Origin of the sequence: Herbaspirillum huttiense, assembly GCF_004367745.1 — a bacterium.
Taxonomy (GTDB): Bacteria; Pseudomonadota; Gammaproteobacteria; order Burkholderiales; family Burkholderiaceae_D; genus Herbaspirillum; species Herbaspirillum huttiense.
In genome coordinates this window covers 1125085-1144773 of sequence record NZ_CP037993.1, presented here as the reverse complement: position 1 = coordinate 1144773, position 19689 = coordinate 1125085, and the positions used below count along the sequence as shown (strand labels likewise).

The window sequence follows — 19689 nt, the reverse complement described above, 5'->3', positions numbered from 1 at the left end:
TGCTCGCCATCGACTGCCTTTACGGTGTTGCTGAAGAACGCTCAACCAGAGGATCACACTGCACCCGGCTGCCTCACCCGATCATCCTGCCACAGGCGCAAGCAAAGAGGCGCCGGCTCTCCTTATTCGCGCACGTCCCCACCCTTCGGATACACCTTCACCAGCACGATCTTCGGTCCGGACATACGCTTGATGACCACATCAAAGGCCGCGAACTCGATCTTCTGGCCTTCCTTGGGCAGGTCGCCCAGCTTCTCCATCACTAGGCCACCGACCGAGTCGATGCTGTCGTCGTACTCGATGTCGATGCCCAGCATGTGTTCCAGCGTGACGATGGGCAGGCTGCCCTTGCCCAGCAAGGTACCGTCATCCTGACGGCTCCACTCGCCGGTGTTGTGGCGGAATTCGTCGCGGATCTCGCCCACCAGGAAACTCAGCATGTTGTCCAGCGTGATGAAACCCTGCGGCGGCTGGCCCTTCTTGCCGATGATGGCAAAGTGCGGCATGCCGGTACGGAAGCGGCGCAGCAGGTCCAGTGCCGGCAAGGCCGGCGAAATGAACTGCACCGGACGCAGATATTCCTTCAGGTTGCCGATGGCGCGGCCATCCTGCTGCGCCAGGAACACATCCTTCAGGTGCACCAGGCCCAGCACCTGCTGGCGCTCGGCATCGAAGTAGGGATAACGCGAATAGCGGTTGCGATAGATGATGTCCAGGTTCTCTTCCAGACTCTTGTCATCGCCCAGGGACACGATCTCGCTGGCCGGACGCATGATGTCGGCCACGTCCAGTTCGGCAAAGTTCAGGCTCTGCGCCAGCACGTTCCACTCGTCACGCGTGAACTTGCCACTCTTGCCGCTCTTGCTGCCGGCGCGCAGGATCAGCTTGAGTTCGTCCGAAGAATAATGGGCATCGTGACCATGTCCCGCACCTAGTCCTGCCACGCGCAGCAGCCAGTTGGAGCTGGCATTGAGCACCCAGATCAGCGGGTACATGCCCCAGTAGAAACCGTACAGCGGCACGGCACACCACAGGCCCAGTTTCTCCGGGCTGCGGATGGCCATCGACTTGGGGGCCAGTTCACCGGCCACGATGTGCAGGAAGGAAATGACGAAGAAGGCGAACACGAACGAGATGCCGTGAATCAGCTCCTGATTGGTCACGCCGACCAGAGAAAAGAGCGGTTCCAGCAAGCGTGCGAAGGCGGGTTCACCAATCCAGCCCAGGCCCAGCGAGGCCAGGGTGATCCCCAATTGGCAGGCGGAGAGATAGGCATCCAGCTGATTGTGGACGACGGCCAGAATGCGGCCGCGCATGCCTTGTGTTTTTGCGATGGCCCGGATGCGCGTTTGACGCAACTTGACCAGACTGAATTCTGCTGCAACGAAAAAACCGTTCAACGCAACCAGGAAGAAGGCCGCGACGATCAGTAATATGTTTTCCAACTAGGGTTCCTATCGGGGTTGTCTAAGGGCCCGGACGCCATGAGCCGGTCCGGACTGCGTAATTTAACACGGGTAGCGGCGATTGCTGGTCTTATTGCAATAATGCAATTTTCATTCCGCACAGCGCGAGCCAAATTTATCCAAAAGGACGAGATTGATGTAACACGTGACACAAGCGTCTACAAACGGCTGAAGCGCGGGGTTACGGAAAAATGCAGACGTTGCGAGAGGAGAGGGAGGAATTGGGAGTCTTAGGGATCTACTATTGCGGGGCTTGAATATGATTCAAGCCCCGCAACCAAATTGGTAGAATCAGACGGCCTAGAGGTCAGCAGAATGACTGGAGCTACTCCTAGTCACTGACATGCCGCGATTATATCCCGGCTTTGAAAAACGATGCAATATTCCCCCGTTCTTTATGAACGTCAACACATACTGACCATGACTAAACAGCCTTTGCAGAAACTTTTTGACGCGATGTATCACGGCAAATATAGCTTCGAGGATTTTTTGCAAAGCCCGGTCGAGAAAAATTACGAGGTCCTCGTGACGACAGAGCCGGGCGGGCGAAGATTATTCAAGCCTAAAGAAAATCTCAAGACCTATCATCGATTTCTGAATTTGTTCCTCTTTGAATTTTTACCCGTCAACGATAGGGTTGTCTTCTCCTATCGCAAAGGCTTCAGTGCATTGAATGCCGTGCAAACGCATGCTCAAAGCAAATTTTTCTATCAAACCGATATTCAGGCGTTCTTTGACTCGATTGATCGCGCCCTGACCGAAAAAACCATTTTGTCGGGTCAGGCGAACTGCCCTATCTCCGACTTGGATATTTACCTCGACAGAATTGTGGACCTGGTGTGCATTGATAATTCTCTGCCCGTTGGCCTTTGGGATACCAGAAAACTCCAAGTGCTGATTCCAGATCACAAAAGGCTGGCCGCGTTCATGCGTGGAGAAAATGGTGAAAAGGGAGCTCCGTTCAAGAGCGCCCTCTACTCCCTCCTGCTGTTCATCAAAAAGAATAAGAATACCGAGTTGCGTCGAAAGCTGAGCGCTGCAAAAGGAGAACCCATCAAGGAACGAGATTTTTCAAATGCGGGGAAAAAGCTGTTCACGCATCTGACCCGATACGAATACACTCAACAGCAAATCTTTGAGTTTTTGATTGAGAAGAACCCGGACGCGATGTCGTCCCTGCGACGAGCGATTGATCAATTTCTTGCTTCGCGCCATGGGTCCGACTCAAGATAAGTCATTTATCGGACTCACTATATTCAAAGCCGTCGCGCAATCAGAAATTTTCCAACACGATCTTCCCCTTGGCCTTGCCCGACTCCAGCAGGGCATGCGCACGCCGCAGATTCTCCGCGCTGATGCGCCCGTAATGCTCGCCGGTCGTGGTGCGCAGCACGCCCTCATCCAGCAGTTGTGAAACCCGTTGCAGCAGTTCGTGCTGGCGGATCATGTCGGCGGTCTGGAACATCGAGCGGGTGAACATCAATTCCCAATGCAGCGAAATGCTCTTGCGCTTGAGCGGCACCGCATCCAGCGTGGCCGGATCGTCGATCAGCGCCAGCTGGCCCTGCGGTGCCAGCGCCTCGATGATCTGCGCATAGTGCTGGTCGGTATGGGTCAGGCTGATGACGATATCCACTTCAGGGAAACCCAGCTGCTCCAGTTGCGGTTTGAAGGGCTGGCTGTGGTCGATCACGTGATGCGCGCCGAGCTCGCTGACCCATTGCGCGGTTTCCGGGCGTGAGGCGGTGCCGATGACGGTCAGCTGCGTGAGCTTGCGCGCCAGCTGGGTCAGGATCGAGCCCACGCCACCGGCTGCGCCGATGATGAGCAGTCGCTTGCCCTGCCCCGTGCCTTCGGCGACGCCGACGCGGTCAAACAGCAGTTCCCAGGCGGTGATGGCCGTCAGCGGGATGGCGGCGGCATCTGCATGGCCCAGGCTGGCGGGCTTGCGGCCGACAATGCGCTCGTCGACCACGTGCAGTTCGCTGTTGGCACCGGGGCGGACGATGGAACCGGCATAGAACACCTCGTCGCCCGGCGCAAACAGGCTGACCGCCGGGCCGACCGCACGCACCACGCCGCTGACATCCCAGCCCAGCACGCGGGCTTCGCCAGCACTGGCGCGGATCTTGGTGTCGACCGGATTGACCGAGATGGCCTTGACCTCGACCAGCAGGTCATGCTCGCCAGCGACGGGATCGGGCAAGGTGGTGTCGGCCAGCGAGGCGGCGTCATGGATGGCTTTGGCTTGCGGGTTGGTGATGATGGCTTTCATGCTGAATCCTTCACGATAATGAGCAACAGATGGGAGACATCTTAGGACAGCGCCACCCGATCAACCACTCCCGGGCCCGCGAAAGAGTTTCTTCATACAGGCGAAAATCCACCCCTGTCCCCCACCCGCCGCCGCATCCGCGCAGGTGATCGCTTACACCAGATGCGGCTTGATCACCGCCGCCAGCTTGTCAAAGGCGCGCGCGATCTCCTCATTGGGCACGCTCGCATAGCCCAGCAGCAAGCCCCGCCGCGCCCCGCGTGCATGCATGTAGTAGCGCGACAGCGGGCGCACCACAATGCCTGCGGCCAGTGCCTCTTCGCAGATGAGCACGTCGTCGCACTCCTGCGGCAGGCCCAGCACAAGATGCAATCCGGCCTCGCCGCCGGTAATGGTCATCTTCTCGCCGAAGTGGCGGTTGATCGACTGCTGCAGCAGTTGCAGCCGTTCGGCATACAGCACGCGCATCTTGCGGATGTGCGAAGCGAAGTGGCCCTCGGCCATGAAGTCGGCCAGCGTGGCCTGCAGGAACACCTGGCCGTTGCGATACAACTCGGCAATGCCGGTGGCAAAAGCCTTGGCCAGCGACTCCGGCACCACCAGGAAGCCGATGCGCAATCCCGGAAACATGATCTTGCTGAAGGTGCCCATGTACAGCACGCGGTCCTGCGTATCCATGCCCTGCAGCGACGCCAGCGGACGGCCACCGTAGCGGAATTCGCTGTCATAGTCATCCTCGATGATCCATACCTTGTGGGTCGCCGCGTACTCCAGCAGCATGCGCCGCCGCGACAGGCTCATCACCATCCCCAGCGGATACTGGTGCGAGGGCGTGGTGCAGATGAAGCGCGGCGGCCGGCGCAAATTGGCCAGGCGCATGCGCATGCCTTCCTGGTCCACCGCAATCGGAACCGACTGGATGCCCAGCGAATTGAGCACGCTGCGTGTACCCCAGTAGCACGGGTCTTCCACCCAGGCAGTATCCCCATGTTCCCCAAGCAGCTTGACCACGATGTCGATGGACTGGTGGATGCCGGTGGTGATGAGCACCTGCGAGGGCGTGCAATTGACGGAACGCGCCACGCGCAGGTACTCGGCGATCTGCTCGCGCAGCCCGGCATAACCGGCGCCTGGCCCGTAGGTCAGCAGGTCCGAACTGGAACGACGCCAGTGCTTGTTCTGCAGGCGTCCCCAGATCTTGTGCGGCACGCAGGTCACGTCCGGCACGCCCGGCATGAAGGCCCCCCACTGCCGCTCGCCCACGCCGGCCTGGCGCGTGAGCAGCGCACCGCGCGCGGACAGTTCGGATTTGCCGGAAGGATCGGTCAGCGGCTCCTTGCGCTCCACCGCCTCGGGGATCTGGTCCGGCGCCGTATCGGCCACGAAGGTTCCGGCACCGGTGCGGCTTTCCAGATAACCCTCGGCCAGCAATTGTTCATAGGCATAGGTCACGGTATTGCGCGAGGTACCGAGCTCCAGGGCCAGGTCGCGCGAGGACGGCAATTGCATGCCCGCCGGTAGCGTATGGGCCAGGATGGCTTCGCGGATCAACTGGTAGATCTGGCGGTTGACGGGCATGCGCTCGCTACCGGTCTTTACGTTTTTGGTGGTCTTCGCTGCGCCGCTTTCGCGGCTGGCCGCCGCCTTGCCCTTGCCCGGCGCGGCCTTGGCGGAGGTGCGATTGATGCGCAGCAGCAGATAGTCGGACAAGGAGGCGAGTTTCAAGTGGCACCATCAAATAATTGAAATTGGCTCTATATTACAGTGCCACTGGGGTTTTATATTGTTTCCCGATTCAGCAATTTCCTGCACATTTCCGCGCCCTGCGGCGCATTCAACGAAGCAAGATCGGAGCAAGCCATGACCAGCAAGGCCACCAACCAAGAGCTGCAACAACGAAAGAATGCCGCCACCCCGCGCGGCGTGGGTGTGATGTGCGACTTCTACGCCGAGCGCGCGTCCAACGCCGAACTGTGGGATGTGGAAGGCCGTCGCTTCATCGACTTCGCCGCCGGCATTGCGGTGCTCAACACCGGCCACCGCCATCCCAAGCTGCTCGACGCCATGCGCGCCCAGCTCGACAAGTTCACCCACACCGCCTACCAGATCGTGCCCTACGCCAGCTATGTCGAACTGGCCGAGCGCATCAATGCGGTGACGCCAGGCAACTATCCCAAGAAGACCGCCTTCTTCTCCACCGGCGCCGAAGCTGTGGAAAACGCCATCAAGATCGCCCGCGCCCACACCGGCCGTCCCGGCGTGATCGCCTTCGCTGGCGGCTTCCATGGCCGGACCATGATGGGCATGGCGCTCACCGGCAAGGTCGCGCCTTACAAGCTGGGCTTCGGTCCCTTCCCCGGCGACGTGTTCCATGCGCCCTACCCCAGCGCCCTGCACGGCATCACCACCGAAGACGCACTGGACGCGGTCCACGGCCTCTTCAAGAGCGACATCGAAGCCAAGCGCGTGGCCGCCATCATTCTGGAACCGGTACAGGGCGAAGGCGGTTTCTATGCCGCCCCGGCCGATTTCATGCGCGGCCTGCGCGCCATCTGCGACGAGCACGGCATCCTGCTGATCGCCGACGAAGTGCAGTCCGGTTACGGCCGTACCGGTAAATTATTTGCGATGGAACATTACGACGTCCTGCCCGACATGATGACCATGGCGAAAAGCCTGGCCGGTGGCATGCCGCTGTCGGCCGTCAACGGCCGCGCCGAGATCATGGATGCGCCCGCCCCTGGCGGCCTGGGCGGCACCTATGCCGGCAACCCGCTGGCCGTCGCCTCGGCGCTGGCGGTGCTGGATGTGATGGAAGAAGAAAAGCTGGTCGCCCGCGGCCAACGCCTCGGTGACAAGCTGCAGGAGCACCTGAAGGAATTGCGCTCGGCCGTGCCGCAGATCGCCGAAGTGCGCGGTGTCGGTGCGATGGTGGCGGTGGAGTTTGCCGATCCCGTCACCGGCAAGCCGGATGCGGACTACACCAAGAAGGTCCAGCAACATGCGTTGAACAATGGCTTGCTGCTGCTCTCCTGCGGCAGCTACGGCAACGTGATCCGCTTCTTGTTCCCGCTGACGATTCCCGATACCGTCATGGATGAGGCGCTGGGCATCCTGGCCAAGGCGATCAAGCTGGCCTGAGTCTTGCATTGCAAGGCAGCTTTCAGAACAGGGAAGACGGGCCGCACCAAGTCTGCGGCCCCGCGTACAAGAGAGGATCGATGATGGCAGCTTATGCAATGAAGCAAGCGGCGCAAGCACACGCGCCGGCCGCCGGCAGCGGCAAAGACGTGCTGGTGCAGTTCTGCGGCGTGAAGAAAACCTACGATGGCGAAAACCTGATCGTCAAGAATCTGGATCTCGACATTCGTCGCGGTGAATTTTTGACCCTGCTGGGTCCGTCCGGCTCCGGCAAGACCACCTGCCTGATGATGCTGGCCGGTTTCGAATTTCCGACCGGCGGCGAGATCCGCCTCGATGGCCAGTTGCTCAATCGCGTGCCGCCGCACAAGCGCAACATCGGCATGGTGTTCCAGAACTATGCGCTGTTCCCGCACATGACCATCGCGCAGAACGTGGCCTATCCGCTGTCGGTGCGCAAGATGGATCGCGCCACCCGCGAAGCCAAGGTCAAGCAGGCGCTGGACATGGTGCAGATGGGCAAATTCGGCGATCGTTATCCGACCCAGCTCTCGGGTGGCCAGCAGCAGCGCGTGGCGCTGGCGCGCACGCTGGTGTTCGATCCGCAACTGGTGCTGATGGATGAACCGCTGGGCGCGCTCGACAAGCAATTGCGCGAACACATGCAGCTCGAACTGAAGGCCCTGCACAAGCGCCTGGGCGTGACCTTCGTCTACGTCACCCACGACCAGAGCGAAGCGCTCACCATGTCGGACCGCGTGGCCGTCTTCGACCAGGGCGTGATCCAGCAACTGGCCCCGGTCACCGAGCTCTACGAATATCCCGACAATCAATTCGTCGCCAACTTCATCGGCGACAACAACCGTCTCAAGGGCAGCGTGGAATCGGTCCAGGGCGAACACTGTACGGTGCGCCTGGCCGATGGCACGGTGGTGACCGGCCTGAACGTGCATCGCGCCCATGCCGGACAAAGCATCACCGCCTGCGTGCGCCCGGAACGCATCCGCCTGGCCGCAGGCGGCAGTGCCGAACCCAACAGCATCCGCGCCACCATCGCCGGGCTGATCTATTTTGGGGATCACGTGCGCGTGCGCTGCACGGTGACGGGGCAGGAAGACTGCTTCGTCAAGCTCTCCCTCTCCGACCCGGCACTGGCGGGACTGAGCGAAGGCAGCGGCGTGGTCCTGCATGTGGCGCAGGATCGTCTGCGCTGCTTCCTCTGATTTCCCCACCCTCCCCGTTTACTTGGTTTTTTGAGTTATTCCGTTTTTGTTCTTTTGTCGCACCTGATGTTCTGCAGTACCGCTTGATGAGCGAGGCAACTCAGATTGCCGCTCGGCTCTACCTTAGTTCAACACAGTCAACACGCACGATAACCAACGAGGAACAACAATGAAACGCCTGACACCTGCCCTGCTGTCCCCGCTCTTCCTGGGCCTGCTGTTTTCCGGCGCGGCTTCCGCCGCGGAACTGACCCTGGTCAACTTCGGCGGTGCCAATGGCAACGCCCAGAAGGTGGCCTACGTCGAGCCCTTCCAGAAGAGCACCGGCACCAAGGTCGTGACCGCCGAATTCAACGGCGAACTGGCCAAGGTCAAGGCCATGGTCGAGACCAAGAAGGTCAGCTGGGACGTGGTGGAAATCGACGGCGGCGACCTGACCCGCGCCTGTGATGATGGCCTGATCGAAAAGCTCGACCTGGCCAAGACCATCAAGAAGGATGACTACATCCCCGAAGCCACGGTGAGCGAATGCGGCATGGGTGCCTTCGTCTGGTCCACCGTGCTGGCCTACAACGCCGACAAGCTCAAGACCGCACCGACCGGCTGGGCCGATTTCTGGGATACCAAGAAGTACCCCGGCAAGCGCGGCATGAAGAAGAGCGCCCAGTACAACCTGGAGTTCGCACTCATGGCCGACGGCGTGCCGACCAAGGATGTCTACAAGGTCCTGGCCACCAAGGAAGGCGTGGATCGCGCCTTCAAGAAGCTGGATCAACTGAAACCCAACATCCAGTGGTGGGATGCCGGTGCCCTGCCGGCGCAGTTCCTGGCCTCGGGTGACGTGGTCATGGCCAACGCCTACAACGGCCGCATCGATGCGGCCCAGCGCGAAGGCAAGAACCTGAAGGTGGTGTGGGCCGGCAGCGTCTACACCCTGGATTACTGGGTGATCCCGAAGGGTTCGCCGAACAAGGCACTGGCCGAGAAGTTCATCAACTTCGTCAGCCAGCCGGAAAACCAGAAGGTCTACGCCAACAACATCGCCTACGGCCCGGTCAACAAGGCTGCATTGAAGCTGCTGGATGCCAAGACCCTGGGCAATCTGCCGACCTCGCCGGCCAATGCCAAGGATGCGGTGCAGCTGAGCCTGCAGTTCTGGACCGACCACGGTGAAGAGCTGGAACAGCGCTTCGCTGCCTGGATCGCGAAGTAAGAGGTCCGATACAAATGCTGGATGGCCTGACTCCCGTTCGTCCTGAGTAGCGGCGCAGCCGCGTATCGAAGGTTCGCCGTCGGTGCGCCTTCGATACGGCCCTCAAGGGCCTACTCAGTCCGAACGGTAGTGGCTCGCTGCCGCTTTGTATTCGCTCCTACCGGCGCGCAACGCTTTTCATGCGCCGCTGTGTTGAACCCCGCTGCCACCGGACACCCGAGACATGACCACCATCGCCACCCGCTCCGCCGCCGCCATGCCCCTGGCCGAACCTGATCCGCAGCAACTCAAGCGCGAACTGCGCGCCGCCCAGACCCGCAAGCGCCTGGGTGCGCTGGCCCTGATCGCGCCGCTGGCGATCTTCCTGCTGCTGACCTTCGTGGCCCCCATCGTGGCCCTCCTGCAGCGCGCCATCGAGAATCCGGAAGTGGCCACCACCCTGCCGCAGACCGTGGCGGTGCTGTCGAAGTGGGATCGCAAGTCGGCTCTGCCCGATCAGGCGTTTTCAGCCCTCGCGGAAGATCTGGCCCGTGCCAAGGAAGACACCACCGCCGGCAACCTGGCGCGCCGTCTCAATATCGAACTGTCCGGTTCGCGCTCGCTGGTGATGGGCACTGCGCGTGCCATGCCGCTGCGCGATGCCGATGGCAAAGCCTTGAGCCCCGCCGCCGCGCGCGAGGCCATCGTCGCCCTCAATGCACAATGGGGCCAGCCGGACGTGTGGCGCGTGATCGCCCAGAACGGCTCGGTCTATTCCCCCTACTATCTGCTGGCCTCGCTGGACCTGCGCCAGAACGTCTTCGGCGACATCGAAGCGGCCGCCCCTGAATCGGCGATCTACCGCACCATCTTCGGCCGCACGCTGTGGATGAGCGCAGTGGTCACCCTCATCACCCTGCTGCTGGCCTATCCGCTGGCCTACTGGCTCTCCACCATGCAGGAGCGCCGCGCCAACCTGTTGATGATCCTGGTGCTGATTCCCTTCTGGACCTCGATCCTGGTGCGCGTGGCCGCGTGGATCGTGCTGCTGCAATCCGAAGGACTGGTGAACAAGGCGCTGATGCTGGCCGGTCTCACGCAGTCGCCGCTGGAGCTGGTATTCAATCGCGTCGGGGTCTATATCTCGATGACGCACATCCTCCTGCCCTTCATGATCCTGCCGCTCTACAGCGTCATGAAATCGGTGCCGCCCACTTACCTGAAGGCCGCCGTGTCGCTGGGCAGCCATCCCTTTGCCGCCTTCTGGCGCGTGTATGTGCCGCAGACTTATCCGGGCATCGGTGCGGGTGTGCTGCTGGTCTTCATCATGGCCGGCGGCTACTACATCACCCCGGCGCTGCTGGGCGGACCGAATGAACAGATGGTGAGCTACTTCATCGCCTACTTCATCAATACCACCATCAACTGGGGCATGGCCTGCGCGCTGGGTGCCCTGCTGCTGGCGGCGACCCTGGTGCTGTATGGCGTCTATCGCCGCTTTGCCAAGGTCGATGTGGGCATCAGCTGAGCCATTGAAGAATCCAAGGAGCACGCCATGAACAAACCGCCTCTCTTCCCGCCCTACACCTCGCTGGTGGAACGCGCCTGGTTCTTTGCCTCGCGCGGCTTCAACCTGCTGGTGCTGCTGTTCCTGCTCTCGCCCATCCTGGTGATGATCCCGCTGTCGTTCTCTGACAGCAGTTTCCTGATGTATCCCATCAAGGGCTTCTCGCTGCGCTGGTACGAGAACCTGTTCAGCTCCGATGAATGGGTGCGTGCCGCCAAGAACAGTTTCATCGTCGCACCGGCGGCCACCGTCATCGCGACCGTACTGGGCACGCTGGCCGCCGTCGGACTGAACAAGTCGGACTTTCGCGGCAAGGGCATCCTGATGGCGATCCTGATCTCGCCCATGATCGTGCCGGTGGTCGTGGTGGGCGTGGGTGTCTATCTGTTCTTTGCCCGCATTGGCCTCTCTGACAGCTACCTCGGCCTGATCCTGGCGCATGCCGCACTGGGTGCGCCTTTCGTGGTCACGACGGTACTGGCCACGCTGCAGGGCTTCAATCACAACCTGGTGCGGGCCAGCCTGAGCCTGGGGGCCAGTCCGCTGCGTACTTTCTTCCGCATCACCTTGCCGGTGATCGCGCCGGGGCTGATCTCGGGGGCTTTGTTCGCTTTTGCAACTTCTTTCGACGAAGTGGTTCTGACCTTGTTCGTGGCCGGGCCTGAGCAAGCCACCTTGCCGCGCCAGATGTTTGCCGGCATCAAGGACAACATCAGCCCGACCATCGCCGCCCTGGCGACGATCCTGATTCTGTTTTCGACCTGCCTGCTGCTGGCCCTGGAATGGCTGCGCGGGCGCAACAAGGCGGCCGCGCGCTTCTGAGCCTGCTCCCCCCACTTTTACGGAGACCCGAGATGCTGCAACAACTCAAAGATCCTTCCCTGCTGCGCCAGCAGGCCTATCTCAACGGCCAGTGGTGCGATGCCGACCAAGCTGGCAAGCACGAGGTCTACAACCCGGCCAACGGCAGCCTGCTGGGCAGCGTGCCCATGATGGGCGCGGCCGAAACCCGCCGCGCCATCGAAGCCGCCAACGCCGCCTGGCCGGCCTGGAAGAAGAAGACCGCCAAGGAACGCAGCGTCATCCTGCGCCGCTGGTATGAGCTGATGATGGCCAATGCCGACGACCTGGCACTGATCATGACGGCCGAGCAGGGCAAGCCCCTGGCCGAAGCCAAGGGCGAGATCGGCTACGCCGCCTCCTTCATCGAATGGTTTGCCGAGGAAGGCAAGCGCACCTATGGCGACACCATTCCTTCGCCCTCGCCGTCGAACCGCATCGTGGTCATCAAGGAAGCCATCGGCGTCTGCGCGGCGATCACGCCGTGGAATTTCCCCGCTGCAATGATTACCCGCAAGGCCGGTCCGGCGCTCGCCGCCGGCTGCCCGATGGTCTTGAAACCCGCTGAAGCCACGCCCTTCTCGGCACTGGCGCTGGCCGTGCTGGCCGAACGCGCCGGCATTCCGGCCGGCGTGTTCAGCGTGGTCACCGGCAGTGCCAAGGACATCGGCGGCGAGATGACCTCCAACCCCATCGTGCGCAAGATCAGCTTCACCGGTTCCACGGGCGTGGGCAAGCTGCTGATGGAACAGAGTGCATCCAGCATCAAGAAGCTCTCGCTGGAACTGGGCGGCAATGCACCCTTCATCGTCTTTGACGATGCCGACCTGGATGCCGCCGTGGAAGGTGCGATTGCCTCCAAGTACCGCAATGCCGGCCAGACCTGCGTGTGCGCCAACCGTCTTTACGTGCAGGATGGGGTGTATGACGCCTTCGCTGCCAAGCTGGTGGAAGCGGTCAAGAAACTGAAGGTCGGTGATGGCATGGAGAACGGTGTGACGCAAGGTCCGCTGATCAACGAGCAGGCCGTCAAGAAGGTGGAGCAGCATATCGCCGATGCGGTCAGCAAGGGAGCCCGCGTGCTGCTGGGCGGCAAGCGCCATGCGCTGGGCCACAGCTTCTTCGAGCCGACCGTGCTGGCCGATGTGACACCGGCCATGCAGGTGGCCCGCGAAGAGACATTTGGTCCGATGGCGCCGCTGTTCCGTTTCAAGACTGATGAGGAAGCGGTGGCCCTGGCCAACGATACCGAATTCGGGCTGGCCAGCTATTTCTATTCACGCGACATCGGCCGCATCTGGCGTGTGGCCGAAGGGCTGGAGTCGGGCATGGTGGGCATCAATACCGGGCTGATCTCCAATGAAGTCGCACCGTTCGGCGGCGTCAAGCAGTCGGGACTGGGGCGCGAAGGGTCGCACTTCGGGATTGATGACTACCTGGTTGTGAAGTATTTGTGCATGGGGGGGATCTGAGCGCCGCGATAGCTCATCTCATCCACTGACCCGCGCCGGTGATTCTGCATCACCGGCTGCAAGCCGCCGCGCCGCTGTGACTGCAGCCGCGCGGCGTTATTGTTTCTGGCCTGGGCAGAGATAAGCTGGGAAGCTTACCCGGCATTAAAGATGCAATATCGCTTTTTTAATGGAAATGCGCCCACGTCGCCATATAAAAGAGCGATTTCACACTTTTAACTTGATCTGGGTGGGAATGTTGCGATAATAGAGCAATATCACACGCTTAGGATGCACCATGAAAGTCACCTCGCCGCGAGAACTGGGCAGCGTATTGCGCGCCGTGCGGGTAGGCCTCAACGTGCCTCTGGCCGACCTGGCAGAGACATTGAACACTTCACAAACCTTGTTGCGACGGCAGGAACAGGGCGAGGCGACGGTAGCGGTAGAAAAACTGTTTTCGGCCATGCGCGAACTGGGCATTGAACTGCACCTCTCGCTGCCCCCTGCCCTCGACGAACACGCCATTGCTGCCTCAGCGCAGGATAGCAAGCGCAGGCGGGCACGCCCATGAACCGGCAGCTCGATGTCTTCATTGATGAAAAGCGGGTGGGCCAGCTTTTCGAGAACACGGGCGTGTGGTCCTTCCGATATGCGCAGGACTGGATCAGCACCGGGCACGAACTCTCTCTCGGAATCCCGCTCACAGCCGGGCTGCATCAGGACGAAGGCACGATGCGTCCGGTGCAATGGTTCTTCGACAATCTGCTGCCCGAAGAAGGCGCGCGGCTGGAATTGATGGCCTTCATGAGGAAGGACGCCGCGCAGACGGTCGACGCCTGGTCCATGCTGGAACACTTTGGTGCCGAATCTGCCGGCGCAATCACCTTGCTGGCGCCAGGCGCGACACTGCCGCCATCGACACTGGTGCCGCTATCAGACGAAGAGTTGGAAACGCGCATCCGAGCCATGCCGCGACAACCGCTCTCGGCGACTGCGCCGAAGAAAATGTCACTGGCCGGTGCCCAGCAGAAGATCGCGGTAGTGCTGCAGAACGGCCAACTTTTTGAACCGACCGGCAGCCTCGCATCAACCCATATCCTCAAGCCCGATGTGCTGAGCGCCCACTATCCAAGCAGCGCAGTCAACGAATGGTTCTGTGCCAGGCTAGCGCAAGGACTGGGCTTGACGGTGCCGAAGGTCGAGCTGCGCTACGTCCCTTCGCCTGTGTATATCGTGGAGCGCTTCGACCGCAAAATCGAGGCGGAACGGGTACGCCGTCTGCACACACTGGATGCGGCCCAGGTCCTGTCGCTCTCGGCCGCAGCCAAATACGCGCATTCCGGTATAAGGGCATTGCTGGATATTCTGGAGAGATGCCGCACCCCAGCGACCGCCCGTACCACATTGTTTCGATGGACGCTCTTCAACATCCTGATCGGCAACAGCGATGCGCACTTGAAGAATCTCTCACTGTATGCCGGTACCGACGGCTACGAACTGGCACCGCATTACGATCTGCTCAGTATCGGCGCATGGGCGCGTCCGGAACTGCTGGGGCCGGGCGAAGCATGCTGGCCAGCCATTCCGATGTCTTTCCCCGTGGCAGAAGCACGCCATTACAACGAGCTCACGCTTGCGCACTTGCAGACGTTCGCGCGGCAACTGGGCGTGGGCAACATCAGCTTCCAGCGCGAAGTCTCGCGGATGATCGATCAGGTCGAAGCTAACTCGCTGGCATTGCAGGACGAGTTCGGCGCCCGTAGCGACGTTCCGGCACATCTGCGGGCGTCTCAGTTGCGCATGCTCGGCAGCATTCATCATCTGGCCATCAAGACCATGGTCAGGCAACTCGGGGCGGCGGCGCGCGCGTAAATGTGGCTTTGGATGTGACGTCCAATCTGCCACAAAGCATCTGCAAGTGGCTGGGATGTCAGCGGCTTTACAGGATGTTTACGCCCCCACTCAAAAATACAACCCGCCGTTTACGTCCCCCATCCTACATTGACGTCTCCTCCACTACGGACCGGCCCAAGCCCGTCCCTCGTTTATGAGACCGATCGCCATCCTCCAGCATGAAAGCACACAGGGCCCCGGTGTCCTGCTGGATCATCTGGAACAACACGCCCTGCCCTATCGCCTGTTCCATCCCGCCGCAGAAGGCGACGCCCCGCGCGATGCCAGCCAGTTTTCCGGCATCGTCACGCTGGGCAGCGACCACTGCGTCAATGAAGACCTGCCCTGGATCCACGCCGAACACGCCCTACTGCAAGATGCCCTGGCCCGCGACGTGCCGGTGCTGGGCCACTGCTTCGGCGCCCAGCTGCTGGCCCGTAGCATGGGTGCGCAGGTCAGCCGCAACCTCTGCGCCAACATCGGCTGGAGCCCGGTCTGGGTCACGCCGCCGGCACAGCAGCGCATGGGACTGGCACGCCAGGTCACCATCTTCAACTGGCATTACGACACCTTTGAAATTCCCACCGGCGCGGTGCGCACCATGTATGGCAGCCATTGCCTCAACAAGGGATTCATGCGCGGCAAGCAATGGGGTTTCCAGGGCCATCTGGAAGTGACCGAAGAGAGCGTGCGCAACTGGTGTGCGGCCGGACGCGACGAACTCCTGTGCGCACACGGCCCGGCTGCGCAAAGCCAGGCACAGATCCTCGATCATCTGCCCGAACGCATCGCCGCCCTGCGCCTGGTCGCCGACCAGACCTACGCAGCCTGGACGCGACAGCTGGACCGCCCCCTGCGTATTTCGGTACGCGACCCTGCGTATTACGGATGAACCCGACTGCGCTCAGTGGAACGCAGGATGCGCCCGCAGGCGGCTCACCGCCAGGTCGATGAAGGCCCGCACCTTGGCCGGCGAGCGCCGCCCTTCCGGATAGAGCACGTGGATCGGCAGCGGCGGCTCTTCGAACTCGCTCATGACCCGCTGCAGGCGCCCGGCCTGCAAGTCGGCCGCCACCTGATAGGCCAGCACGCGCGTCAATCCCCAGCCCTGGCGGGCGGTGCTGATGGCGGCTTCATTGGTATTGGTCTGCAGCGCCGCGTCGACCACCACGCGCTGGCCGTCGGCAAAGCGCCATTCCGGCGAAGCCCAGGCGCTGGTGGACGTGACGATGCGATGCTGCTTCAGATCGGCGGGCGAGGCCGGCGTGCCATGCTGGCGCAGATAGTCGGGTGCGGCGCAGATCACGCGGCTGACCGAACCGACCTGGATGGCCGTGAATCCCGAATCAGGCAGATGGCCGATGCGCACCGCCACATCCATGCCCTCTTCCACGATGTTGACCGGGCGGTCCACGAAGAAAGTGCGCGCCCGCATGCCCGGATAAAGATCGAGATATTCGGTAACGATGGGCAGCACATGCAACTGCCCGAACAGCAAGGCCGCCGTCACCGACAGCGTGCCCGAGGGCTGGTCGTAATGGCCGGCCGCAGCCGCTTCGGCTTCGGCGATTTCAGCGAGGATGCGACGGCAGTCTTCCAGATAGCGCGCCCCGGCTTCAGTGGTCTTGACCGAACGCGTGGTGCGTACCAGCAGCCGCGCACCGACCAGTTCTTCCAGCCCCGCCACGGTGCGGGTGACCACCGGCGCACTCAACTGCATCTGCCGCGCCGCCTTGGCGAAACTGGCAGTCTCGGCCACTTGCACGAAGATTCGCATTGCCAGCCATCGGTCCATGTGCCTTCCTTCCCTGCCTGTCGGAGAAGGTCGCATTATGCCCTCTTCAGCGGCATCAGGACGGAGCACTTTCCAGAGCCTTCATATCGCCCTCACAGCGCCAGTTCCAGGCGCGGTGCATCGGTTCCGGACGGCTTGGCCGGGCGCGCACAGCACAGCAGCACTTCACCTTCGCCCACACTGGCCTGCGGTGGCTTGAGGTAAGTCACCTCGCCAGCGAGCAAGCGAGTGCGGCAACTCCCGCAGTGGCCTTCGCGGCAACTGAACTCCGGCGACAGGCCGCGCGCTTCGGCCAGCTCCAGCAAGCTGCCGGAATCCGGCGTCCAGCGGGCTTCCTTGAGGCTTTCCATGAAGATCACCGGGACGGCGGTCTCGGCCACCGGTGCCAGCGACACTGCCGCCTCGACGGTGTTGCCAGTGCGGGTGAGCGAGGCCGGACCAAAGGCTTCGGCATGGATGCGCTCATCGCTGATGCCGAAGCCGCGCAAGCCATCGTAGAGCCCCTGCATGAAGCCGCCCGGACCGCACAGGTAGAACTCGTAATCGCCAAACGGCAGGCTGCGCGAGAGCAGGTTCATGTCGATACGGCCGGCGGCATCGAACGCGTCGCCCTCACGCGCGCCGGTGGTGTCGCTGAGCACGCGAACCAGTCTCACCGCACCGCGCGAGGCCGCCACCAGCTCGGCCAGCTCGGCGTCGAAGGCGCGCTCGCCCAGCGTGCGTGCGGCATAAAACAAGATGGCCGGGCGCATGCGCTGGCGACGCAACCCTTCCTGAACGATATGGCGCAGCATGGCCATCATCGGTGTAATGCCGACGCCACCGGCCAGCAGCACCACCGGTCTGTCCGTGGCGGTATCGAGCGTGAAGTCTCCCGCCGGGGCGCGCGCCTCGATGCGATCACCCTCGCGCAACTGCGCATGCAGGTATTGCGACACCACGCCCTCGCGCTTGACGCTGATGCGGTAATGCCCCTCGTGCGGCGCCGAGGACAAGGTGTAGGTGCGGATCAACGGCGCGGCCCCGGCCTCGGTACGCACCCGGATCGGCAGGTGCTGGCCGGGCAACGCCGGCAGCAGCCCGGCGCCATCGTCGGCGACCAGATGGAAGGAGCGGATGGTGTCGCTCTCCTGCACGATGCGCGCCACTTTCAGGCTACGCCATTGGCCCGCCAGAGACCGTGCGCGCAGGCGCTCCCCGGCTCGCTGCCAGTCGCCCGTCATCAGTGAATGTGATGACCAGGGCTGATGCTGGAACTGCCAGCGCAAGGCCAGCGCAGCACGGCGGCGCACGATGCGCTGCGGACGGAAAGTCCACAGGCGCTCGGCGCCCTCGAAGGCGGCGATCTCGGGGGAATCGAGGATCACCTCGGCCAGGCCGGTCATCTGCAAGACATCGCCCGAGACATAGTCCACAAAAAGCAAACCCGCACGGCCATTGAGCACGATGTTGCCCAGGGTCGAAAAGAACAAGTTGCCGTTGAAGTCCGGCACGGTCAGCACGCCCGCTTCATCGACCCGCACGAACCCCGGCTTGCCGCCACGATGGGAGACATCCACCTGGCGCCGCCCTTCCTGGTCGGCATAGGTCGCCACGAAGAAGGCATCGGCGCCGGCGATCAGGGCCAGGGCCGGTGCGTCCAGCGTGGACAGCGTCTCGGCTTGCCCGGTGTGCGCTTCGGCAGGCTCACGGGCAAAGGAATAGTCGCGCAGCTGGATGTAGCGCGGGCAATTGCCGAAGCTCTGGTCCACCTGCACGCGCCATCCGTCGGCCAGCGGTGCGAGCACACCATTCATGCGATTGCGGCGGCGCGTGTGCATCTCGATGCCCAGCAGGCCGACCGGCGCGCCTGCGGCCATGCCAGCGGCGGCCGGGTCTTCGGGCGCGGGATGGGCGCGCATGTCCAGCTGGGTAGGCGCAGGCGAGGCCAGGAAGCCGGGATGGCCTTCAAGGAAGGTCGCCCATGCATCGCCCGACGGATCGACACTGCCCAGCACGATGAAGGGCAGCTGGCCGTAGAAATCGCGGTGCTGCTCGGGCATGAAGTCGCGTATCACGCGCTGGCCTACGGATTCCATCTTGTCGGCCACGCCGAATTGCGCTTGCAGCTGCTTCTCGCCGGCATGCCAGACGGGGGACTTGGGGGATGCACTCATGGCGGACCTCTCGAAAAGAAACTGCAAACACGCGGCGCGGGATGACGTGACTATTGGAAAACTCAGGCCTGCGCCGCGCGCAGACCCGCCGCCGTCCTCGGGAAGGGCACAAAGCCCGGCAGGGCCTCGATCCCTTGCAGCAGGCGCAGCACCGACGGGTAGCCGCTCAGGTCGACATTGCCTTCGGGTGCCGCCACCAGGTAGCTGTAGACAGCCACATCGGCGATGGTCGGGTGATCGGCAGCCAGCCATGCGCGGTTTGCCAGATGCTGTTCCATGCGACCCAGCAGCAGGTGGGCGCGCTGGATCACTTCTTCCGGATTGAAACGGGCGCCGAACACGGTAATGAGGCGTGCGGCAGCCGGACCATAGGCCAGCTCACCAGCGGCCACCGACAGCCAGCGCTGCACGTTGGCGGCACCCTGGGCATCCTCGGGCAGCCAGTCGGTGCGGCCCGCCTTCTTGGCCAGGTAGACCAGAATGGCGTTGGAGTCGGCGATGACGACATCCCCATCTTCCAGCACCGGCACCTGGCCGAAAGGGTTCAAGGCGAGGAAGGCCGGCTGCTTGTGGGCGCCAGCGGCCAGGTCCACGTGAATCAGCTCGGCCTCCAGGCCCAGCAGCGAAGCGAACAGGACGGCGCGATGAGCGTGGCCGGAGAGGGAGAAATGATGGATCTTCATGGGA

The 19689-nt window shown here is 62.3% G+C and carries 16 protein-coding genes; 10 read left to right on the top strand and 6 right to left on the bottom strand.

All coding sequences use genetic code 11. The features are described 5' to 3' along the window. Positions 1 to 122 precede the first annotated feature (122 nt). Positions 123 to 1445 carry a hemolysin family protein gene (locus tag E2K99_RS05115; protein WP_039789033.1) on the bottom strand — a complete coding sequence of 441 codons (1323 nt, stop codon included), beginning with the start codon at positions 1443 to 1445 and terminating at the stop codon, positions 123 to 125. A 396-nt stretch (positions 1446 to 1841) separates the two neighbouring features. Between E2K99_RS05115 and E2K99_RS05110 the strand changes: the two genes are divergently transcribed. Then, on the top strand, positions 1842 to 2699 hold the full coding sequence (locus E2K99_RS05110) for an RNA-dependent RNA polymerase family protein (RefSeq protein ID WP_134221548.1): 858 nt from the start codon (positions 1842 to 1844) through the stop codon (positions 2697 to 2699). A 40-nt stretch (positions 2700 to 2739) separates the two neighbouring features. Here the strand turns inward: E2K99_RS05110 and E2K99_RS05105 are convergent, their stop codons facing one another. Together E2K99_RS05105 and pdxR are read right to left on the bottom strand one after the other, a co-directional pair. Further along, positions 2740 to 3741: a zinc-binding alcohol dehydrogenase family protein gene (locus E2K99_RS05105; RefSeq protein WP_134221547.1), complete on the bottom strand. Its 1002-nt coding sequence runs from the start codon at positions 3739 to 3741 to the stop codon at positions 2740 to 2742. 153 nt (positions 3742 to 3894) lie between these two features. Beyond that, a complete protein-coding gene (pdxR, locus tag E2K99_RS05100; RefSeq protein WP_039789037.1) occupies positions 3895 to 5466 on the bottom strand; it encodes a MocR-like pyridoxine biosynthesis transcription factor PdxR in 1572 nt (523 codons plus the stop codon). Between the two features lie 135 nt (positions 5467 to 5601). Here pdxR and E2K99_RS05095 point away from each other — a divergent pair, with 135 nt between their 5' ends. The 9 genes from E2K99_RS05095 to E2K99_RS05055 all read left to right on the top strand — a co-directional run bounded on the left by E2K99_RS05095 (position 5602) and on the right by E2K99_RS05055 (position 15943). Further along, entirely contained in the window at positions 5602 to 6882 is a 1281-nt protein-coding gene (locus E2K99_RS05095; RefSeq protein WP_039789038.1) for a 4-aminobutyrate--2-oxoglutarate transaminase, read from the top strand. Between the two features lie 98 nt (positions 6883 to 6980). After that, on the top strand, positions 6981 to 8105 hold the full coding sequence (locus E2K99_RS05090; protein ID WP_166675129.1) for an ABC transporter ATP-binding protein: 1125 nt from the start codon (positions 6981 to 6983) through the stop codon (positions 8103 to 8105). Positions 8106 to 8274: 169 nt separating this feature from the next. Beyond that, on the top strand, positions 8275 to 9318 hold the full coding sequence (locus E2K99_RS05085; RefSeq protein WP_134221545.1) for an ABC transporter substrate-binding protein: 1044 nt from the start codon (positions 8275 to 8277) through the stop codon (positions 9316 to 9318). Positions 9319 to 9541: 223 nt separating this feature from the next. Then, positions 9542 to 10825, top strand: coding sequence for an ABC transporter permease (locus tag E2K99_RS05080; protein WP_134221544.1), 1284 nt, complete (start codon positions 9542 to 9544; stop codon positions 10823 to 10825). Positions 10826 to 10852: 27 nt separating this feature from the next. Beyond that, the gene (locus E2K99_RS05075; protein WP_034341087.1) at positions 10853 to 11686 is read left to right on the top strand and encodes an ABC transporter permease; all 834 of its coding nucleotides are present in this window, start codon (positions 10853 to 10855) and stop codon (positions 11684 to 11686) included. Between the two features lie 32 nt (positions 11687 to 11718). Then, complete coding sequence (gene gabD, locus E2K99_RS05070; protein WP_166675038.1) at positions 11719 to 13176, top strand: NADP-dependent succinate-semialdehyde dehydrogenase; 1458 nt, start codon at positions 11719 to 11721, stop codon at positions 13174 to 13176. 277 nt (positions 13177 to 13453) lie between these two features. Next, complete coding sequence (locus tag E2K99_RS05065) at positions 13454 to 13729, top strand: helix-turn-helix domain-containing protein (protein WP_008326183.1); 276 nt, start codon at positions 13454 to 13456, stop codon at positions 13727 to 13729. After that, on the top strand, positions 13726 to 15030 hold the full coding sequence (locus E2K99_RS05060; protein ID WP_134221543.1) for a HipA domain-containing protein: 1305 nt from the start codon (positions 13726 to 13728) through the stop codon (positions 15028 to 15030). Before E2K99_RS05065 ends, E2K99_RS05060 begins: the two co-directional genes overlap by 4 nt. Positions 15031 to 15205: 175 nt before the next feature. Beyond that, positions 15206 to 15943, top strand: a complete 738-nt coding sequence (locus E2K99_RS05055; RefSeq protein WP_134221542.1) for a type 1 glutamine amidotransferase — start codon at positions 15206 to 15208, stop codon at positions 15941 to 15943. Positions 15944 to 15955: 12 nt separating this feature from the next. On the opposite strand, the gene E2K99_RS05050 is transcribed toward E2K99_RS05055, so the two are convergent. The 3 genes from E2K99_RS05050 to E2K99_RS05040 all read right to left on the bottom strand — a co-directional run bounded on the left by E2K99_RS05050 (position 15956) and on the right by E2K99_RS05040 (position 19685). Beyond that, the gene (locus E2K99_RS05050) at positions 15956 to 16846 is read right to left on the bottom strand and encodes a LysR family transcriptional regulator (protein ID WP_134221541.1); all 891 of its coding nucleotides are present in this window, start codon (positions 16844 to 16846) and stop codon (positions 15956 to 15958) included. Positions 16847 to 16938: 92 nt separating this feature from the next. After that, on the bottom strand, positions 16939 to 19002 hold the full coding sequence (locus E2K99_RS05045) for a 2Fe-2S iron-sulfur cluster-binding protein (protein WP_134221540.1): 2064 nt from the start codon (positions 19000 to 19002) through the stop codon (positions 16939 to 16941). A gap of 62 nt (positions 19003 to 19064) precedes the next feature. After that, positions 19065 to 19685 carry a glutathione S-transferase family protein gene (locus E2K99_RS05040; RefSeq protein WP_134221539.1) on the bottom strand — a complete coding sequence of 207 codons (621 nt, stop codon included), beginning with the start codon at positions 19683 to 19685 and terminating at the stop codon, positions 19065 to 19067. Positions 19686 to 19689: the final 4 nt, after the last annotated feature.

What these genes read in the sequence shown, in the direction of transcription:
- E2K99_RS05095 (WP_039789038.1), top strand. Translation starts at nt 5,602, where the DNA reads ATGACCAGCAAGGCCACCAACCAAGAGCTGCAACAACGAAAGAATGCC.
- E2K99_RS05090 (WP_166675129.1), top strand. Translation starts at nt 6,981, where the DNA reads ATGAAGCAAGCGGCGCAAGCACACGCGCCGGCCGCCGGCAGCGGCAAA.
- gabD (WP_166675038.1), top strand. Translation starts at nt 11,719, where the DNA reads ATGCTGCAACAACTCAAAGATCCTTCCCTGCTGCGCCAGCAGGCCTAT.
- E2K99_RS05040 (WP_134221539.1), bottom strand. Translation starts at nt 19,685, where the DNA reads ATGAAGATCCATCATTTCTCCCTCTCCGGCCACGCTCATCGCGCCGTC.
- E2K99_RS05080 (WP_134221544.1), top strand. Translation starts at nt 9,542, where the DNA reads ATGACCACCATCGCCACCCGCTCCGCCGCCGCCATGCCCCTGGCCGAA.
- E2K99_RS05110 (WP_134221548.1), top strand. Translation starts at nt 1,842, where the DNA reads ATGCAATATTCCCCCGTTCTTTATGAACGTCAACACATACTGACCATG.
- E2K99_RS05075 (WP_034341087.1), top strand. Translation starts at nt 10,853, where the DNA reads ATGAACAAACCGCCTCTCTTCCCGCCCTACACCTCGCTGGTGGAACGC.
- E2K99_RS05045 (WP_134221540.1), bottom strand. Translation starts at nt 19,002, where the DNA reads ATGAGTGCATCCCCCAAGTCCCCCGTCTGGCATGCCGGCGAGAAGCAG.
- E2K99_RS05050 (WP_134221541.1), bottom strand. Translation starts at nt 16,846, where the DNA reads ATGGACCGATGGCTGGCAATGCGAATCTTCGTGCAAGTGGCCGAGACT.
- E2K99_RS05055 (WP_134221542.1), top strand. Translation starts at nt 15,206, where the DNA reads ATGAGACCGATCGCCATCCTCCAGCATGAAAGCACACAGGGCCCCGGT.
- E2K99_RS05105 (WP_134221547.1), bottom strand. Translation starts at nt 3,741, where the DNA reads ATGAAAGCCATCATCACCAACCCGCAAGCCAAAGCCATCCATGACGCC.
- E2K99_RS05065 (WP_008326183.1), top strand. Translation starts at nt 13,454, where the DNA reads ATGAAAGTCACCTCGCCGCGAGAACTGGGCAGCGTATTGCGCGCCGTG.
- E2K99_RS05085 (WP_134221545.1), top strand. Translation starts at nt 8,275, where the DNA reads ATGAAACGCCTGACACCTGCCCTGCTGTCCCCGCTCTTCCTGGGCCTG.
- E2K99_RS05060 (WP_134221543.1), top strand. Translation starts at nt 13,726, where the DNA reads ATGAACCGGCAGCTCGATGTCTTCATTGATGAAAAGCGGGTGGGCCAG.